General features: G+C 72.2%; 8 protein-coding genes. 3 read left to right on the forward strand and 5 right to left on the reverse strand.

Annotated elements, in window-relative coordinates; translation table 11 throughout:
* Positions 1-175 precede the first annotated feature (175 nt).
* Positions 176-1,189, reverse strand: a complete 1,014-nt coding sequence (gene gmd / locus ACFYZ4_RS20010; protein ID WP_351296522.1) for a GDP-mannose 4,6-dehydratase — start codon at positions 1,187-1,189, stop codon at positions 176-178.
* A gap of 251 nt (positions 1,190-1,440) precedes the next feature.
* Here gmd and ACFYZ4_RS20015 point away from each other — a divergent pair, with 251 nt between their 5' ends.
* Positions 1,441-2,385, forward strand: a complete 945-nt coding sequence (locus ACFYZ4_RS20015; RefSeq protein WP_351296519.1) for a GDP-L-fucose synthase — start codon at positions 1,441-1,443, stop codon at positions 2,383-2,385.
* 30 nt (positions 2,386-2,415) lie between these two features.
* Here the strand turns inward: ACFYZ4_RS20015 and ACFYZ4_RS20020 are convergent, their stop codons facing one another.
* Positions 2,416-3,891, reverse strand: coding sequence for a sugar transferase (locus ACFYZ4_RS20020; RefSeq protein ID WP_351296516.1), 1,476 nt, complete (start codon positions 3,889-3,891; stop codon positions 2,416-2,418).
* A gap of 382 nt (positions 3,892-4,273) precedes the next feature.
* Here ACFYZ4_RS20020 and ACFYZ4_RS20025 point away from each other — a divergent pair, with 382 nt between their 5' ends.
* Positions 4,274-6,547, forward strand: a complete 2,274-nt coding sequence (locus ACFYZ4_RS20025) for a M4 family metallopeptidase (protein WP_351296513.1) — start codon at positions 4,274-4,276, stop codon at positions 6,545-6,547.
* Between the two features lie 302 nt (positions 6,548-6,849).
* Here the strand turns inward: ACFYZ4_RS20025 and ACFYZ4_RS20030 are convergent, their stop codons facing one another.
* Complete coding sequence (locus ACFYZ4_RS20030; protein ID WP_390784473.1) at positions 6,850-7,617, reverse strand: hypothetical protein; 768 nt, start codon at positions 7,615-7,617, stop codon at positions 6,850-6,852.
* Positions 7,618-7,802: 185 nt separating this feature from the next.
* The gene (locus ACFYZ4_RS20035) at positions 7,803-9,353 is read right to left on the reverse strand and encodes a DHA2 family efflux MFS transporter permease subunit (protein ID WP_390784474.1); all 1,551 of its coding nucleotides are present in this window, start codon (positions 9,351-9,353) and stop codon (positions 7,803-7,805) included.
* A gap of 144 nt (positions 9,354-9,497) precedes the next feature.
* Between ACFYZ4_RS20035 and ACFYZ4_RS20040 the strand changes: the two genes are divergently transcribed.
* The gene (locus ACFYZ4_RS20040) at positions 9,498-10,499 is read left to right on the forward strand and encodes an AsnC family transcriptional regulator (protein ID WP_351296504.1); all 1,002 of its coding nucleotides are present in this window, start codon (positions 9,498-9,500) and stop codon (positions 10,497-10,499) included.
* Between the two features lie 67 nt (positions 10,500-10,566).
* Here ACFYZ4_RS20040 and glgP read toward each other — a convergent pair whose 3' ends face one another.
* The gene (gene glgP, locus ACFYZ4_RS20045) at positions 10,567-13,203 is read right to left on the reverse strand and encodes an alpha-glucan family phosphorylase (RefSeq protein WP_351296501.1); all 2,637 of its coding nucleotides are present in this window, start codon (positions 13,201-13,203) and stop codon (positions 10,567-10,569) included.
* Between the last annotated feature and the right edge of the window lie 312 nt (positions 13,204-13,515).

Here is a 13,515-nt window from a genome sequence, read left to right on the forward strand (position 1 = left end):
CTAGGGCTCACGCGAGGGCCTGGTCACCCCTCTTGACCCATTGCATACCAACTTGGAATCAACGGTTCAGCATTGAGGGTGCACAACGGACATATGACAGGTTTGAACCGGTCATACCCGCAGGGAAGTGCGCGAATGACCGGGACACGGCAAATCGTAGGGGAAATATAAGGCCTCAGCGGTCGATACGGACCGTCACGCCCGCCAGTTGGTCCTCGACCTGCCGGATATCGGCGTCCACCATGATCTGCGCCAGCTCCGCCACCAGGACCGACGGCTTCCAGCCAAGCAGGTCATGGGCCTTCGAGGCGTCGCCGATGAGGGCGTCGACCTCGCTGGGGCGCTCGTACTTGGGGTCGTAGCGCACGTGCTCGGTCCAGTCGAGACCGGCGTGCGTGAAGGAGGACTCGACGAACTCGCGGACGGTCGCGGCCACGCCGGTGGCGACGACGTAGTCGGTGGGCTCGTCCTGCTGGAGCATCCGCCACATGGCGTCCACGTACTCGGGGGCGTAGCCCCAGTCGCGCACCGCGTCCAGGTTGCCGAGGTAGAGGTGGTCCTGGAGGCCGGCCTTGATGCGGGCGACCGCGCGGGTGATCTTGCGGGTCACGAAGGTCTCGCCGCGGCGCGGGGACTCGTGGTTGAAGAGGATCCCGTTGACGGCGAACATGTCGTACGCCTCGCGGTAGTTCACCGTGGTCCAGTACGCGAAGACCTTCGCGGCGCCGTACGGGCTGCGCGGGTGGAACGGGGTGCCCTCGTTCTGCGGGGGCGGGGTCGCCCCGAACATCTCCGAGGACGAGGCCTGGTAGATGCGGGTGTCGACGCCGCTGGCCCGGATGGCCTCCAGCAGCCGCAGCGCGCCGAGGCCGGTCACGTCGCCCGTGTAGAGCGGGGCGTCGAAGGAGACGCGGACGTGGGACTGGGCGCCGAGGTTGTAGACCTCGTCGGGGCGTATGTCGCGGAGCAGGTTCACGAGCGCGACGCCGTCGGAGAGGTCGGCGTGGTGCAGGACGAAGGACCGGTTGGCGGTCTGCGGGTCCTGGTAGATGTGGTCGACCCGCTCCGTGTTGAAGCTGGAGGACCGCCGAACGAGCCCGTGCACCGTGTAGCCCTTGGAGAGCAGGAGCTCGGCGAGGTACGAGCCGTCCTGCCCCGTGACGCCGGTGATCAGTGCGGTCTTGCCCATGCGGTCCCCCTGGGGATGGTTTCGGTCAGTTGTGACGAGCGGGGCGCCCCCACCCGTTCGAGGTCCCGGGGGACTGGATGCGTACCGTACACGCCCGGTCCAGCCGCCTTTGCGGCGGATTCCTCCACGCCCTTCGCACACGGCCCACACACCCCCGCCACCAGGGCCGGGGCGGGAGCGGGGCGGCGGGCCCGGGCCCGGGGGCCGGACCACTGCGACCCCCGCGGGAGCGGACTGGCATCATCGGCGGTATGACAAGTTCGCAGCCGCTCCTGCCCCCGAACGCCCGCGTCTTCGTCGCGGGCCACCGCGGCCTCGTGGGGTCCGCGGTCGCCCGGCGGCTGACCGCCGACGGCCACGAGGTGCTCACCCGGGGCCGCGCCGACCTCGACCTGCGCGACGCCGCCGCCACGGGTGCGTACCTGAAGGACGTCCGCCCGGACGCCGTCGTGCTGGCCGCCGCCAAGGTCGGCGGGATCATGGCCAACAGCAGGTACCCGGTGCAGTTCCTGGAGGAGAACCTCCAGATCCAGCTCAGCGTGATCGGCGGCGCGCACGCCGCCGGGGTGGGCCGGCTGCTGTTCCTCGGTTCGTCCTGCATCTACCCGAAGCTGGCCCCGCAGCCCATCCGCGAGGACGCCCTGCTGACCGGCCCGCTGGAGCCGACCAACGAGGCCTACGCCCTCGCGAAGATCGCCGGCATCGTGCAGGTCCAGTCGTACCGCAAGCAGTACGGGGCCTCGTACATCTCGGCGATGCCGACGAACCTCTACGGCCCGGGCGACAACTTCGACCTGGAGACCTCGCACGTGCTGCCCGCCCTCATCCGGCGGTTCCACGAGGCCGCCGCCGAGGGCCGCGAGGAGGTCACCCTGTGGGGCTCGGGCACCCCGCGGCGGGAGTTCCTGCACGTGGACGACCTGGCCGCCGCCTGCGCCGTGCTGCTCGGCGGCTACGACGGCGACGAGCCCGTCAACATCGGCTGCGGCGAGGACCTGACCATCAAGGAGCTGGCGGAGACCGTCGCCGAGGTGACGGGCTTCCGCGGCCGCCTCGCCTGGGACACGTCCAAGCCGGACGGGACCCCGCGCAAGCTGCTGGACGTCGGCCGCCTGACCTCGCTCGGCTGGAAGCCCGCCGTCCCGCTGCGGGACGGGATCGCCGCCACGTACAAGTGGTGGCGCGAGCAGAGCTGATCGCACAGGCGGCCTCGGTGCTCCGGTGCCTCAGTAGGCTCCGCGTCCGTCGACGACGGCGCGGAGCGTACGGCCCATCACGTCGACATCGCTGGTGAAGGACCAGTTGTCGACGTATTGCAGGTCAAGCTGGATGGTTTCGTCCCAGGACAGGTCGGATCGCCCGCTGATCTGCCACAGCCCCGTCATCCCGGGCCGCACGGTGAGCCGGCGCAGTTCGACCTCGTCGTACTGGGCCACCTCCTCCGGCAGCGGCGGGCGCGGGCCGACCAGCGACATGTGGCCGGTCAGTACGTTCACCAGCTGCGGGAGTTCGTCCAGCGAGGTGCGGCGCAGCAGCCGGCCCACCCGGGTCACCCGGGGGTCGCGGCGCATCTTGAACATCAGGCCGTCGTTCTCGTTCGCCCCGGACAGCTCGGCCTTGCGGGCGTCGGCATCCATGACCATCGTGCGGAACTTCCACATGACGAAGGGGACTCCGTCGCGGCCGATGCGCTGCTGCCGGTAGAAGGCCGGGCCGCGCGAGCCGAGGCGGATGGCCAGCACGATCCCGAGGAGGACCGGCGCGAGCAGCAGCAGTCCGGCCGCGGCCCCCACCCGGTCCAGGGCCGACTTGAGCAGCGTCTGCATCCCGCGGCTGACCGGCGGCGCGACCCTCAGCACGGCGAGCCCGCCCGCGGACAGGGTCTCCAGCCGCTTGACGGAGACCTCCACCAGCCCCGGGAAGACCGCCAGTTCCAGCCCGGCGTCGTGCAGGGCCCAGGCGACGCGGCGCAGCCGCTCCCCCGTGATCCGCACGCCGGGGGCCACCAGTACCAGGTCGGCGTGGTGGCTGGCAACGGCGCCGAGCACGGCGGCGGAGTCGCCTGCCGGGGCCTCGGGCATGCCCTCGTCGAGCCGGGCCGCCACGGGCACCCCGCTGGAGAGCGCGCCGGAGCCGACCGGGACCACGCCGACGACCACGTACGGGTGGTCGGTGCGGGCGGCGAGGTGCGCGATGACGTCCTCGGCCGCGTCGGGCTCGCCGACGACCAGGACCCGGCTGACGGCCTGGGCCTCGCGGCGGGCCGCCGAGAGGTGGCGATAGGTCAGTTTGTGGCAGGCGACGGTGATGAGGAGGGCCGGCAGCAGGGCGCCGAGAGCGGACAGGCGGGGGGTGGCCTCTTCGGTCACCACGCGGGCCACGGCCAGCACGCCGATGAGAATCAGCCAGTCGTGGACGACGGGCAGCACTCCGCGCGATTCCCCGAGCGCGCGGGCCGTGTACCGCCGGCGCAGCGCCTGCACCCCGGTCCACGCCACGGCGGCGGCGAGGGCGCAGTAGAGGGGGCGGACCTGCTGTGCGGCATCGAAGACGAGCCCTACGGGAACGGCGGCGCCGAAGAAGTCGGCGGCGACGGCGGCCGGGCGGTACCAGCGGGCCTTGTCCCCGTGGCGCCGGACGGAGCCCACGGACTCATGGGCCGCCCCGGCCACTCTTTGCGCAGGAAAATGGACATGCCTCATGGGCCCCCCTGGCACGTGGTCTATGACAGTGGCGGGTGTCCATGGCTTCCCCTGGCAACGGACATCTGCCGCACCGGGAAACAGTACGACAAACACCCGTACGGTAAATGCCGTTTGGGTCAACGCAGCCTCTTGTTGCGCAAGTGTTAGCAACCGGTATCAGCCGTTCCGGATGCCGGACGCCCTTCCAGGCACACAAAGGTGAATGGTCCGAATACCGGATACGTATCTTCGGACAACGAACCGTTTCCGGCCAACCTTTTGACGCGGCCCTGACATCTAGAGCCGCAAGTGGCAATCTTCGACCGTTCATCGCACCAGCCCTGTTCTGCCCGGAGGCCCACCCAGCCATCCGGAACCCCCCTTGCAGAAGGAGTCTGCGTTGAGGTCCACCCCCCAGAGGCGTGCCACCGCAGCCGGCGCGCTTGTTGCCGCGGCAGCCCTGCTCGCCGTAGGCATACAGACCGGCACCGCGACCGCCGACGCCACCGCGTCCCAGGCACCCAAGGCCGCCCAGCCCAATCCGGGCGCGGCCAACCGCGTACTCAGCGCTTCGGAGCGTGCGACGCTCCTCGCCGAGGCCAACTCGACCACCGCGCAGGCTGCCAAGGCCCTCGGCCTCGGCAGTGGTGAGAAGCTCGTCGTCCGCGATGTCGTCCAGGATGCGGACGGCACCACGCACACGACGTACGAGCGCACCTACGACGGCCTCCCCGTGCTCGGCGGTGACCTCACCGTTCACGCCAAGGGCGGTGTCACCAAGAGCGTGACCAAGGCGACCAACCACGAGATCAAGGTCGCGACCACCGAGGCCTCGGTCGCCCCGTCGGCCGCGGAGAGCCAGGCGGTCTCCGCCGCCAACGCCGAGGGCTCGAAGGACGCCAAGGCCTCCAAGAACGCCCGCAAGGTGATCTGGGCGGCCGAGGGCGCTCCGGTGCTCGCGTTCGAGACCGTCGTCGGCGGTCTCCAGCACGACGGCACGCCGAACGAGCTGCACGTGGTGACCGACGCCAGGACCGGCGCCAAGATCACCGAGTGGCAGGCCATCGAGACCGGCACCGGCAACACCATGTACAGCGGCCAGGTGACCCTCGGGACCACCCAGTCGGGCAGCACCTGGAACCTGACCGACGCCGCGCGCGGCAGCCACAAGACGTACAACCTCAACCGTGGCACCGGCTCCGGCACCGGCACGCTCTTCTCCGGCCCGGACGACATCTGGGGCAACGGCCTGCCCTCCAACCTGGAGACGGCCGGCGGTGACGCCCACTACGGCGCCGCGGTCACGTGGGACTACTACAAGAACGTGCACGGCCGCAACGGCCTGCGCAACGACGGCGTGGCCCCGTACAGCCGGGTCCACTACGGCAACGCCTACGTCAACGCGTTCTGGAGCGACTCCTGCTTCTGCATGACGTACGGCGACGGCGAGGGCAACAACAAGCCCCTCACCTCCACCGACGTGGCGGCGCACGAGATGACCCACGGTCTGACCTCGGTCACCGGCAACATGACCTACAGCGGTGAGCCCGGCGGTCTGAACGAGGCGACCTCCGACATCATGGCGGCGGCGGTCGAGTTCTACGCCAACAACCCGCAGGACGTCGGCGACTATCTGGTCGGCGAGAAGATCGACATCAACGGCGACGGCACCCCGCTGCGCTACATGGACAAGCCGAGCAAGGACGGCTCCTCCAAGGACTCCTGGTACTCGGGCCTCGGCGGCATCGACGTCCACTACTCCTCGGGCCCGGCCAACCACTGGTACTACCTGGCCTCCGAGGGCTCGGGCGCCAAGGTCGTCAACGGCGTGAGCTACGACTCGCCGACCGCCGACGGCCTGCCCGTCACCGCGATCGGCCGTGACGCCGCCTCGAAGATCTGGTTCCGCGCGCTGACCACCGGTCTGTTCAAGTCGAACACCAACTACGCGGCGGCCCGTACGGCCACCCTGCAGGCGGCGGCCGACCTGTACGGCGCCGGCTCGGCGACGTACAACAACGTGGCCCACGCCTGGGCGGCCATCGCCGTCGGATCGCGCCCCGCGCCCAGCGGTGTCTCGGTCACGGCGATCCCGAACCAGACCACCCAGATCAACACCGCTGTCAGCCTGCAGGTCCAGGCCACCAGCACCAACCCGGGTGCGCTGAGCTACGCGGCGACCGGCCTGCCGGCCGGCCTGTCGATCAACTCCTCCACCGGCCTGATCTCGGGCACGGCCACCACCGCGGGCACGTCCAACGTGACCGTCACGGTGACCGACTCGCAGAGCAAGACCGGGACGGCGTCCTTCACCTGGACGGTCGGCACCGCCCAGCAGAACGTCTTCGAGAACACGAACGACTACCAGATCGCGGACAACGCCACGGTCGAGTCCCCGCTCGCGGTGACCCGCTCGGGCAACGCCCCGAGCACGCTGAAGGTGGACGTGAACATCGTCCACACCTACGTCGGTGACCTGGTCGTCGACCTGGTCGCCCCCGACGGCAGCGTGTACAACCTGCGCAACCGCACCGGCGGCAGCGCGGACAACATCGTCCAGTCCTTCACCGTGAACGCCTCCTCCGAGGTCGCCAACGGCACCTGGAAGCTCCGCGTCAGGGACGCTGCCAGCCTGGACACCGGCTACATCAACAGCTGGAAGCTCACCTTCTGACCCCTCGGTCCGGCGTGAGCAGGAGCTGAACAGATAGACACGGGGCCGCCCGGGAGAAGACCTCCCCGGGCGGCCCTGTCCCATGGGCCCGCCGCGCGGGCCGATGCGGCTCGGCGGGGCGGCGAGCCGGTCCACGGTCCGCGCGACCACCCGGATCTCGCCGAAATGGCGGCGCTCGGGCTGCCGTTCCGGCTCGCCGGCGGCCAGGCGGGTGCCGGTCCCGTGGAGGGGGCTGCCTGACGCGGAAGCGGCCCGGCCGCCGCGTGGGCGCCGGGCCGCTTCGGGGTCAGCGGGCCGACAGGTCAGCCGAGGGCGCGGAAGACCCGCTCGAGGAGGTCCTCCTCCTCTTCCTCGTCGTCGCGGGCCTGGTCACCGCGACCCTGGTCCTCACGGGCCTGGTCCTCACGGGCCTGGTCGCCACGACCCTGGTCACCACGACCCTGGTCACCACGACCCTGGTCCTCACGGGCCTGGTCCTCACGGGCCTGGTCGTCCCGACCCTGGTCGTCCCGACCCTGGTCACCGCGGCCCTGGTCCTCACGGGCCTGGTCCTCACGAGCCTCGTCGTCACGGCCCTGGTCACCACGACCCTGGTCCTCACGGGCCTGGTCGTCGCCGGCCTGGTCGTCGCGACCCTGGTCGCCACGGCCCTGGTCGCCACGACCCTGGTCGCCGCCGTTGTTCCAGTCGCCGCGGCCGTCGTCGTTCCCGTTCACCGGCGTGAAGTAGACCGAGACGACCCGCACCCGGTTCACCCGCCCGTCCGGCCTCAGCGTCGCCACCTCCTCGCCGGAGCAGCTGCGGTTGTCGAAGAGATGGGCGCGCGACCTCGTGTTGTTCTGGACCGCGACCGCCGGCCTGTCCCGGGAGGTGCGCGTCAGCACGTAGCAGGTCTGGTTGTCCGCAGGCCTGATCTGGCCGTTCTCCTCGACGTCGTCGTCGTTGACGTACCGGTAGTTCAGCGTGCCGAGAGCGCGGTCACCGTGGTCGTCGGCCAGCGAGGGGCCGGCGGTGGGCAGGACGAGCGCGAGAGCGCCGACGAGCACGGCGGCGGTGGTGCGAAGACGCATGGGGGGGGAATCCGTTCCTCGGGTCCGCGGATGCCGGGTCCGGTGGCATCCGCGGGCAGCGTAGGAGCGGAGGAGGTCGCTGAAACGATTCGGCATGCCCAGTTTGTTCGAAGGTTCACCCGTGAGGTCCCAGGCGTGAGGTCCATCCGCATGGTCCCTCCGTACGTTCTCGGCTCCGTACGGCCTCAGTTCCGTACGGCCGGTGCCCCCGCCGGGTCCTGAGCCCCGGCGGGCTCCGTGCGGGGCCGCGGGAGCGGAGCGGCGGCGGCCGGCGTCCCACCGCGGAGCAGGAGGAAGACCGCCAGCGCACCGGCCAGCCCCATCGCGGCCGAGACCAGGAACGTCTCGCGCAGACCGCTCGCGAAGGCGGCCTCCACCAGCCCGGTCAGCGCCTCGCGGGCCGCGCCCGCGGGGGCTTCGGCGAGCACCTGACCGGCGCCACCGGAGGCCAGCGGCTCCGCCAGCCCCCGGCCGCCCTCACCGAGCCCGGAGCGCAGCCCCGCGTGGAAGACCGCGCCGAGCACGGCGATGCCGAGGGCGGTGCCCAGCTGGCGCGCGGTGTTCAGGGCGCCGCCCGCCATGCCCGCCCGGGCCGGGGCCACGGCCCCCATCGCGGTGGCGGCCAGCGCCGGGGTCGCGGCGCCCACCCCCACGCCGGTCACGAGCAGCCCGGGCACCAGGGCGGTCCAGCCGTCCCCGGCGTCGAGCATCCAGGCCTGGAGCAGCGCGCCGACGCCGATCAGCAGCAGTCCGCCGCCGATGGTCAGCCGGGGCGGGACCGCGTGCAGCAGCCGTCCGGCCACCGCGGCGACGACGAAGCCGGCCGCGCTGAGCGGCAGCAGCACCAGGCCCGCGCCGACGGGGCTCATCCCCTCGGCGGACTGCAGCCAGAGGGAGACGTACATGAGGTACGAGAACGCGGCGCCCGACAGCAGCAGTCCGGCGGCCATGACGGCGACGAAGGTGCGGCTGCGGAAGAGCGAGAGGTCCAGCATCGGGTGGGTGGAGCGCAGTTCGACGAGGACGAAGGCGGCGAAGGCGGCGACGCCCAGCCCGAGCAGGCCGAGGGTGGTGGGCGAGCCCCAGCCGTTCTCGCCCACGCGGATCACGGCGTACGTGACGGCCGCGGCGCCCGCGGTGAAGGTGGCCATACCGGGCAGGTCGAGGCGTCCGGCGTGCGGGTTGCGGGACTCGGCCACCGCCTTGAGGGTGACGTACACGGCGAGCGCGCTGACGGGCAGGTTGATGAAGAAGATCCAGCGCCAGCCGAAGTTCTCGGTGAGCAGCCCGCCGATGATCGGCCCGGCCGCGGCGGCGGCGCCGTTGACCGCGCCCCAGACGCCGAAGGCCACCCCGCGGTCGCGACCCTGGTACGAGGCGCTGAGCAGGGCCATGGTGGTGGCGAACATGGCGGCTCCGCCGATGCCCTGGACGGCGCGGAAGGCGATCAGCTCGGCCGGGCCGGTGGCCAGCCCGCAGGCGAGCGAGGCGGCGGCGAAGAGCCCGAGCCCGATGAGGTAGACGCGGCGCCGGCCGATCCGGTCGGCGAGCGAACCCGCTCCCAGCAGCAGGGCGGCCAGCGCGAGGGCGTAGACGTCCATCACCCACTGGAGGCCGGCGAAGCCGGTGTGCATGTCGGCGGACATGTCGGGCAGGGCGACGGTCACGATCGTGACGTCGACCAGGAGCATGAAAGCCCCGAGGCAGACGGCCGTCAGGGGCAGCCATTTGCGCATGGGAGTTCTCCTCGGGTTGCGGAGGGGCGGGGCGCGGGCGGGTCCGCGGTGAGCCCAAGATCCCACCGCCCTCCACCCTTCCCCCATCCAGCAGCCCGCTCCTGCCGGATTTCCGTCATCAGGGCCCCTGCCATGATGGAAACCATGAACGACACGCAGCTGGACGCACTCGACCAGTCCCTGGTGCACGCCCTCGTGATCGACGGCCGGGCCTCCTTCAGCCGGCTCGCGGAGGTGCTGGAGGTCTCCGACCAGACCGTCGTACGCCGCTACCGGCGGCTGCGGGCCACCGGTCTGGTCCGGGTGGTCGGGCTGCCGCAGGGCAGCCGCGTCGGCCTGTTCGAGTCCTGGCTGCGGGTGCAGTGCGCCCCGGACGCGGCGCTCCCGGTGGCCGAGGCGCTCGCCCGCCGCCCGGACATCGCGTGGGTGACCCTGAACTCGGGCGGCACGGAGGTCCACTGCATGACGCGGGCCCGTACCCGCAGGGACCGGGACACCCTGCTGCTGGAGAAGCTGCCGCGCACCCGCCGGGTGACCGGCATCAGCGCCCACACCATCCTGCGGAAGTTCTTCGGCGGGCCCGACTCGTGGGCGGGCGTGGACGCGCTGCGCCCGGATCAGATCGCGGCCCTGGAACGGCCCGCGGCCCCGCCCGGGCCGGACCGGTACGCCCTGGACGAGACGGAGTTCGCGCTGCTCTCGGTGCTGGGCCGGGACGGCCGCGCCGGGTATCCGGAACTGGCCCGCGCCACCGGACTGTCGGAGTCGACCGCCCGTCGGAAGGTGGAACGGATGCGCGATCTCGGGGCGCTCTTCTTCGACGTGGAGTTCGTCCCCTCGCTCTTCGGCTACGAGGCCGAGGCGACGATGGTGCTGACCGTCCCGCCGGCCCGGCTGGCGGAGGTGGGGGCCGCGCTGGCGAGCCACCGCGAGGTGCCGTTCGCGGCGGCCGTGACCGGGGCGGCCTCCCTGATGGCGGTGGTCGTGTGCCGGGACACCGACGCGCTCTACACGTACCTGACCGAGCGGATCGGCGCGGTGGACGGCGTGGGGCAGGTGGAGGTGATCCCGGCCCTGCGCAGCGTCAAACGGGCCGGGATGCTCGTGGAGGGCGAGCGGCTGGTGGATCCGCCGCCCGCCCCCTGAACCGGTACCGCGACGAACCGGTACGGCGACGAACCGGTACGGCGACGAACCGGTACCGCCACGGCGCCTACCGCAGCAGTACGCCGCCTCCCGCGTCCGTGTCCACCGGGGCCGCGACCAGGCCCAGTTCGGCCGGGGTCGCCAGCAGCGGGTGCGCCGGCAGGATCCGGACCGTGTAGCCGAAGGGCCCCGTACGGTCGAGGGCGAGCGGGCCCTCGTACAGCCAGCGCCCCTCCAGGTCGGGCCCCGCGGCCGGCTTGAGCGGGAAGGTCCGCCCGTCCCGGATCACGTCCTGCGCGTCCACCCGGCCGGCGAAGGCCTGGACCTCCACGTCCTCGGGTGCGAGGGCGTCCAGCGACACCTGCACCCGCAGGGTGAGGGTGGCCCCGAGCTCGGCGGTGCCGTTCACGGGAGCCGCGGCCAGCGCCTCCACGTGCTCGACGGAGACCCGCGGCCAGGCCGCCCGGACCCGCCCCTTCCACCATGCGAGGTCGCGTGCGGCCCCGGCGTCCAGGGCCCGGTGGGCGAGCGCGGCCGGCGTGTAGAGCCGCTCCACGTACTCGCGCACCATCCGGCCCGCGATCACCTTCGGCCCGAGCGAGACGAGCGTGCGCCGGACCATCTCGATCCACCGCACCGGGAGCCCGGTGCGCCCGGCCCGGTCGTAGAAGCGGGGTGCGACCCGGCCCTCGATCAGCTCGTAGAGGGCGCTCGCCTCCAGGTGGTCGCGCCGGTCCTCGTCCGCGCCGAGCCCGTCGGCGGTCGGGATGGCCCAGCCGAAGTCCGGCTCGAACCACTCGTCCCACCAGCCGTCCAGCACGGACAGGTTGAGGCAGCCGTTCAGCGCGGCCTTCATCCCGCTCGTCCCGCAGGCCTCCAGCGGCCGCAGCGGATTGTTGAGCCAGACGTCGCAGCCCGGGTAGAGCTTCTGCGCCATGGCCATGCCGTAGTCGGGCAGGAAGACGATCCGGTGGCGCACCCGCGGGTCGTCCGCGAACCGCACCAGTTCCTGCACGAGCCGCTTCCCGCCGTCGTCGGCCGGATGCGCCTTGCCCGCGACCACGATCTGCACCGGCCGGTCCGGGTCCAGCAGCAGCCTGCGCAGCCGGTCCGGGTCGCGCAGCATCAGCGTCAGCCGCTTGTACGAGGGCACGCGCCGGGCGAAGCCGATGGTCAGCACGTCGGGGTCGAGCACGGAGTCCACCCAGCCCAGTTCGGCGGCGGCGGCCCCGCGCTGGAGCCACGAGGCCCGCAGCCGGTCCCGTACCTCCTGCACCAGCTGCTCCCGGAGCACCCGCCGCAGGTCCCACACGTCCTGGTCGGGGATCTCGGCGACCGCGTCCCAGCGGTGGGAGCCGCCGACCGACAGGGCGTCCTCGGTGCGGCCCGCGCCGATCTGGCGGACGCCGAGCCGGACCACCTCGGGGGCCACCCAGGTCGGGGCGTGCACCCCGTTGGTGACCGAGGTGATCGGCAGTTCGGCCGGGTCGAAGCCGGGCCACAGGCCGGCGAACATCTCCCGGCTGACCGCGCCGTGCAGGGTGGACACCCCGTTGGCCCGCTGGGCCAGCCGCAGTCCCATCACGGCCATGTTGAAGACCCCGGGGTCGCCTCCGGGATAGGTCTCGGCGCCGAGCTCCAGGATCCGCTCGACGGGTACGCCGGGCAGTTCCCCGCCGTCCCCGAAGTGCCGGGCGACCAGGGCCCGCTCGAAGCGGTCGATGCCGGCCGGGACGGGGGTGTGCGTGGTGAACACGGTCCCGGCGCGCACCGCCTCGACGGCGGCGTCGAAGCCGAGCCCCTGCTCCCGTTCCAGTTCCCTTATGCGTTCGAGCCCGAGGAAGCCGGCGTGGCCCTCGTTGGTGTGGAAGACCTCGGGGGCGGGGTGGCCGCTGAGGGCGCAGTACAGCCGGACGGCGCGGACACCGCCGATGCCGAGCAGCATCTCCTGGAGCAGCCGGTGGTCGCTGCCGCCGCCGTAGAGCCGGTCGGTCACCTCGCGGGCGACGGCGTCGTTGTCCTCGACGTCGGAGTCCAGGAGCAGCAGCGGCACCCGCCCGACGCGGGCCTGCCAGATGTGCGCGTGCAGGGCGCGGCCGCCGGGCAGGGTCAGCGAGACCCGGGCGGGGGTCCCGTCCTCCTGGCGGAGCAGGCCGAGCGGGAGTTCGTTGGGATCGAGTACGGGATAGTGCTCCTGCTGCCAGCCGTCGCGGGACAGCGACTGCCGGAAGTAGCCGTGCCGGTAGAGCAGTCCCACCCCGATGAGCGGGACGCCGAGGTCACTGGCGGCCTTCAGGTGGTCCCCGGCGAGGATGCCGAGGCCGCCGGAGTACTGCGGCAGGGCGGCGGTGATTCCGAACTCGGGGGAGAAATAGGCGATGGCGGCGGGCAGTTCCGCGCCGCTCTCATGGCTCTGGTACCACCTCCCGCCGTTGACGTAGTCGTCGAGGTCGGCGGCGGCGACGGCGAGCCGGCGCAGGAAGCGGCGGTCCGCGGACAGTTCGGCGAGGCGCGCGGCGGAGACGGCGCCGAGCAGCCGGACGGGATCGCCGCCGGCGGCCTGCCAGCCCTCGGGGTCGACGGATTGGAAGAGTTCACGGGTCTCGGCATGCCATGACCAGCGCAGATTGCGCGCGAGGTCGGTGAGCGGCAGCAGGGATTCCGGGAGGACGGGGCGCACGGTGAATCGACGGATAGCCTTCACACGTTCCACCTTCGCAGGGGATTGCGGATCGGAGCGGCCGCACCACGCTGTGCACCCGCGCATCACCCCGGGAAGGCTAGCGAGGCCCGCGGGTTCCGGCCATGGCGCCTCCGGCGGCGGCCGGCCGCCCCGCCTCCCGTCCCCGGCCGTGGGTTCCGGTTCCGACGGAGCCCCCTCCACCGTCGTGCAGACGCCGTTCGCCGGGGTATCCGCGACCAGAGGCCCTGTCTCCCGGCCACTCGTTCGGGCGGTCCGGGAGGGGCCCGAGAGGTCCGTGGGACGGGTGGTGTCGGCCCTACGTCACCTAGTACC

Origin of the sequence: Streptomyces sp. NPDC001513, from assembly GCF_042894695.1 — a bacterium.
In the GTDB taxonomy this organism is placed as follows: Bacteria; Actinomycetota; Actinomycetes; order Streptomycetales; family Streptomycetaceae; genus Streptomyces.